Source organism: Desulfocurvus sp., from assembly GCF_023230885.1.
Classification (GTDB): domain Bacteria; phylum Desulfobacterota; class Desulfovibrionia; order Desulfovibrionales; family Desulfovibrionaceae; genus Desulfocurvus.
Genome location: NZ_JALNWM010000224.1, coordinates 1 through 5,296, shown reverse-complemented (window position 1 = coordinate 5,296; position 5,296 = coordinate 1). Strand labels below are relative to the sequence as shown.

Sequence of the window (5,296 nt, the reverse complement as noted above, 5' to 3'; positions counted from 1 at the left end):
TCGCCGCCCTCTGGCTCGACCACCTGGAGGAGGCGGTGCGGGAGCTGGGCTGAGGGCAAACGGGCCCAGCAGACAAAGGCCCTTCGCCGCAGGCCCCCGGAAACCGGCCCGGCCAGCGAAGGAGCCAGGGACGGCGCGGCGCTGATCGCGGATTGTGGACGGAGCCCTCCTCAAGCGCAGGGCAGTGCCCGCAAACATCACCATGCCCGCGCAGGTGCTCAACGCCATCGATCGCACGGCCAGGGCCCGGGGCAGGCCCCGGGGCATGCCCCGCTCGGCCTTCATGGCCGAAAGCGCCCTGCGGCCCGCAGGGCGCCGGGGAGGCGGCGCGACAGGCGCCGGACACCGTACGCCGGACACATATTTCAACAAGGACAGGCCCTGCCGCCAGCGGCAGGGCCTGTCCTCTTTTCTTTCCTCATCCAACCAATCCGGGCCGGAGTTCCGTCCCCTTCCTTCGCCTCTGCTTCGCCCCTTCCCTCACGCCCAGCGGATCAGCCCCAGGGACCGCGGGTCCAGCAGGTTGGGATGGCGGGGGAGCATGCGGATGGTGAAGCCGAAGCGGCCCGGCTCGCCGGGCTTGAGCATGCCCGCGTAGCGCAGCCAGCCGTCGGAGGTGTTGCCCGCGGGCTCCATGGCCTTGGCCTTGCGTGCGGTGAAGGTGCCCTCGTGGTCCAGGGGCCCGGCATAGATCTCCACGCTCACATGCTCCGGGGCGATGCCGTTCAGGTTCACCTCGCAGACCACGTCCACGGCCTCGCCCACATACAGCCGCCCGGCGGATTCGCGGGCCTGCACGGCGCGCACCGCCGTGCCGCCCCAGCGGGTCATCATCTCCATGCGCCACTCGGCCAGCTCGCGGGCCTTGGCGAAGCCGTCCGCCGCCAGGGTCCGGAAGTTCTCCGAAGCCGGGATGTACGCGTGGCGCGCGTAGTCCTCCACCATGCGGTGGGCGTTGAACACCGGGCCCAGCTCCAGCAGGGCGCGCTTCATGCGCCGGGTCCAGCTGCGCGGCAACCCGCCGTGCCCGCGCTCGTAGAACTCGGGCACGATGTCCGACTCCAGCAGCGTATACAGCGTCTGGCTTTCCACGAAATCCTGGTGCTCGGGATCGTCGTAGATTTCGCCCTGGCCGATGGCCCAGCCCAGGCTGTTGTCGCGGCGGTAGGCCTCGGCCCACCAGCCGTCCAGGGTGCTCACATGCAGCACGCCGTTGGACATGGCCTTCATGCCGCTGGTGCCGCAGGCCTCCAGGGGCACACGCGGGGTGTTCAGCCACACGTCGCAGCCCTGGACCATGTACGCCGCGCACTCCATGTCGTAGTCGGGCAAAAAGACCATCTTGTTGCGGCAGTCCGCGCTGCGGCAAAGCTGCACCAGCTCCTGGATCAGCCGCTTGCCCTCGTTGTCGCGCGGGTGCGCCTTGCCCGCGAAGACGAACTGCACCGGGCGCGCCGGGTCGCTGATGAGCCTGAGCAGGCGCTCCTTGTCGCGCAGCAGCAGGTTGGCGCGCTTGTAGGTGGCGAAGCGCCGGGCGAAGCCGATGGTCAGGGCCTGGGGATCGAGCACATCGTCGGCGGCCTCGATGTCCCTGTGGCGCGCGCCCCGGGCCAGCAGCTCGTCGCGCAGGCGCTGGCGCACGAAGCCCACGAGGCGCTCGCGCAGCCGTTCGTGGGTCCGCCACAGCTCGGCGTCGGGGATGGTCTCCGCGTTGCGCCACACGCGCTCGCAGTCCGGGTCCTCGCGCCAGTTGCCGCCCAGGAAGCGGTCGTACAGCAGGGCCATTTCGTCGGCGACCCAGGTGGGCTGATGCACGCCGTTGGTCACCGCGCCGATGGGCACGTCCTCCAGGGGAAACTGCGGCCACACGCGCTCCCACATCTTGCGCGAGACCTTGCCGTGCAGCCGGCTCACGCCGTTGTTGAAGCGCGACAGCCGCAGTGCCAGCACGGTCATGCAGAAGGGCTCGGCGTCGTCGCGCGGGTCTTCGCGCCCCAGGGCCAGGAAGACCTTGAAGGCCAGGCCCATGTCGCGGGCATAGGGCTCGAAGAAACGCTGCATCAGGTCGGGCGGGAAGCGGTCGTTGCCCGCCGGGACCGGGGTGTGCGTGGTGAACACGCAGCTCGACGCCGTAAGCTCCATGGCCGCCTCCAGGGGCAGACCCCTGTGCTTCATGAACACCCGGATGCGCTCGAGCCCCGCAAAGGCCGAATGGCCCTCGTTCATGTGGATCACCGAGGGCGTGAGCCCCAGGGCGGCCAGGGCCTTGATGCCGCCGATGCCAAGCAGGATCTCCTGCTTGAGGCGCATCTCCAGGTCCCCGCCGTACAGGCGGGTGGTCAGCTGGCGGAACTCGGGCGGGTTCTCGGCGAGGTTGGTGTCCATGAGATAAAGCGCCACGCGGCCCACGGCGGCCTTCCAGACCTGGACCAGCACGTCGCTGCCCTGGAAGTCCACGCCGAAGCGCACGGGGTGGCCGTGCTCGTCGCAGACCAGGGTCAGGGGCATCTGCTCGAAGTCGTAGACCGGGTAGCGCTCGTTCTGCCAGGCGTCGGGCGTCAGGTACTGGCGGAAGTAGCCCTGCTGGTAGCACAGGCCAACGCCCACCAGGGGCAGGTTCAGGTCGCTGGCGGACTTGAGGTGGTCGCCCGCCAGGATGCCCAGGCCGCCGGAATAGATGGGCAGCGCGGGCGAGATGCCGAACTCGAAGGAGAAATAGGCCACCACGGGCTGGCCGTCCTCGCGGGCCTTGAACTCCACCGCCGAGGCCGCCTTGCCCAGGTAGCTCATGAGGTCCGCGTGGGTCTCGCCCAGGCGGTCCAGGAAAAGCTGGTCGTTGGACAGGTCGGTCAGTTCCTGCTGTGACATGGCGTTGATGAAGGCCACGGGGTTGCCGTCGCTCTCGCGCCAGCGGCGGACATCGATGCGCGAGAACAGCGCCTCGACCTTGTCGTTCCACGAGAACCAGAAGTTGAAGGCCAGATCCCACAAGGGCTTGAGGTTCCTGGGCAGCTTGGGCACGACGCTGTAGGTCTGGATGGGCTTCATGGAAGGCTCCTCCCCCGAGGGGGGTCGTCGTCAGGGTGCGGCGGCGCCCGCGCGCGGGCGGTTCGCGAGGCGCGAACGGCTTGTCCGGCGGGGCCGTCCTTGGACGGCTGCCCGCCGTCCTTCCTATCTGCCAACCCGGGCAGGAAAAGGCAAGGCCGACGGAGGGCCCCGGACCGGCCCCTCCGGCCGGGGCGCCCCCGGCCCGGCGCCCCGCCCGCCCGCCCGGGCTTTGACTTCACCCGCCAATGGGGCTACTGCAATCCGACCGCCCGGCGCCCTTTCCGGGGCGCGGGCCTTGTGCCACACCAAGCCAGGAGCCGCCATGCCCCGCCCCGCCGCAACCGCCCCGGCGGCACCCGCCGCCGTCGAGGTCCGCGTCAAATACCTCCATCCGCTCTTGGAGCAGAACCCGCCAAGCCCCGGCACCCCGGGCAGCGCGGGCATCGACCTGCGCGCCTGCATGGACGAGGACGAGGTGGAGATCCCCGCCGGGGGCCGCCACGCCTTCCACACGGGCATGGCCATCGAAATCGCCGCCCCCGGGGTGGCGGGCTTCGTGTTCTCGCGCAGCGGCCTTGGCGCGCGCCAGGGGCTGACCGTCAGCCAGGGCGTGGGCGTCATCGATCCCGACTACCGCGGCGAAATCATCGTCTCACTGCTCAACACCTCCGGCGAGCGACGACGAATCCGGCGCGGGGAGCGCATCGCACAGCTGGTGCTGCTTCCCGTGTTCCAGGCGGCCCTTGTCCGGGCCCAGGAGCTTTCCGACACCAGCCGCGGAGGCGGCGGGTTCGGACATACCGGAACACTGTAACGCCACGGAGTCATCCATGAGCGCTTTCGACGACATCAAGGCCAGGGACGAACAACTGATCTGCAACACCTACGGCCGCTATCCCCTGGCCATCGACCGGGCCCAGGGCTGCCACCTGTGGGACGTGGACGGCAAGCGCCACCTCGACCTCGTGGCGGGCATCGCCGTGTGCAGCCTGGGGCACAGCCGTCCCGAGCTGCTGGAGGTCATAAACCGCCAATACGCCAAGCTGGTGCACGTCTCCAACCTGTTCTACCAGCGCGAGCAGGCGGAACTGGCCGAAAAGCTGCTCGGCACAAGCCACGCGGGCAAGGTCTTCTTCTGCAACTCCGGCGCCGAGGCCAACGAGGCGGCCATCAAGCTCGCCCGGCGCTACATGCGCACCGTGCAGGGCCGCGACGCCTACGAGATCCTGACCCTGTCGGGCTCCTTCCACGGCCGGACCCTGGCCACGGTCACCGCCACGGGCCAGGAGAAGTTCCGCCAGCATTTCGAGCCCCTGCCCGGCGGCTTCACCACCGTGCCCAAGGGCGACCTGGACGCCATGCGCGCGGCCATGAGCCCGCAAACGGCCGCCGTGCTGGTGGAGATCATCCAGGGCGAAGGCGGCGTGCTGCCCCTGGACGGCGACTATGTGCGCGGGATCCAGGCCCTGTGCCGCGAGCGCGGCGTGCTGTTCATGGTCGACGAGGTGCAGACCGGCATGTGCCGCACGGGCCGCTTCTGGGCCCACCAGCACCACGGCCTGACCCCCGACGTGTTCACCGTGGCCAAGCCCCTGGCGGGCGGCCTGCCCATGGGCGCCATGCTCGCCACCGACGAGGCCGCGCGCGGCTTCGCCCCCGGGGCCCACGCCACGACCTTCGGCGGCGGCGCCCTGGTGTGCGCCGTGGCCTCCAAGGTGGTGGACATCATGCTCGCCGAGAACCTCGCCGAGCACGCCGCCCTCATGGGCGCCCACGCCCGGGAGCTTTTCGCGGGCATCGCGCGGCGCACCCCCGGGACCATCGCCGAGGTGCGCGGCATGGGCCTCATGCTGGCCGTGGAGCTGACGCGGCCCGCCGCCGACGTGTGGCGCGCGCTGCTCGACCGGGGCTTCATCTGCAACCTGACCCACGAGACATCCCTGCGGCTGGTGCCGCCGCTGGTCATCACCCGCGAGGACCTGGACTCCTTCGCCGCCGCGCTGGAGGACATCCTGCGCGCCCAGGGCTAGCTAGGCGGCGCGGCAAGGGCCGCCGGGAGCGCCCGGCGGCCCTTGACCCCCCTGCCAAAAGCTCTTACTTGGAAGGCAGACCCCGGAACCAGGGAGCGCCGTCATGGTCGTCATGAACACCGAAGACCGCAGCGTGGAGCCCGCCGCCCCCCCGGCGGACGCCGCCCCCGTGGGCCCCGCCGCCCAGGCGGCCCCGGGCGGCGAGGAGCGCGCCTACG

Annotated in this window: 3 protein-coding genes; 2 read left to right on the top strand and 1 reads right to left on the bottom strand. The window is 70.5% G+C overall.

The window, feature by feature from the left end; genetic code table 11:
- Positions 1 to 480 precede the first annotated feature (480 nt).
- Positions 481 to 3,048 carry an alpha-glucan family phosphorylase gene (gene glgP, locus M0P34_RS13515; protein WP_291500033.1) on the bottom strand — a complete coding sequence of 856 codons (2,568 nt, stop codon included), beginning with the start codon at positions 3,046 to 3,048 and terminating at the stop codon, positions 481 to 483.
- A gap of 322 nt (positions 3,049 to 3,370) precedes the next feature.
- On the opposite strand from glgP, the gene dut reads away from it, so the two are divergent.
- Positions 3,371 to 3,862, top strand: a complete 492-nt coding sequence (dut, locus tag M0P34_RS13510) for a dUTP diphosphatase (RefSeq protein ID WP_291500031.1) — start codon at positions 3,371 to 3,373, stop codon at positions 3,860 to 3,862.
- Positions 3,863 to 3,878: 16 nt separating this feature from the next.
- Positions 3,879 to 5,078 carry an aspartate aminotransferase family protein gene (locus tag M0P34_RS13505; RefSeq protein WP_291500029.1) on the top strand — a complete coding sequence of 400 codons (1,200 nt, stop codon included), beginning with the start codon at positions 3,879 to 3,881 and terminating at the stop codon, positions 5,076 to 5,078.
- Positions 5,079 to 5,296 lie beyond the last annotated feature (218 nt).

Excerpts from the sequence above, each read along its gene's own strand:
- glgP (WP_291500033.1), bottom strand. The coding sequence starts at position 3,048 with ATGAAGCCCATCCAGACCTACAGCGTCGTGCCCAAGCTGCCCAGGAAC.
- dut (WP_291500031.1), top strand. The coding sequence starts at position 3,371 with ATGCCCCGCCCCGCCGCAACCGCCCCGGCGGCACCCGCCGCCGTCGAG.
- M0P34_RS13505 (WP_291500029.1), top strand. The coding sequence starts at position 3,879 with ATGAGCGCTTTCGACGACATCAAGGCCAGGGACGAACAACTGATCTGC.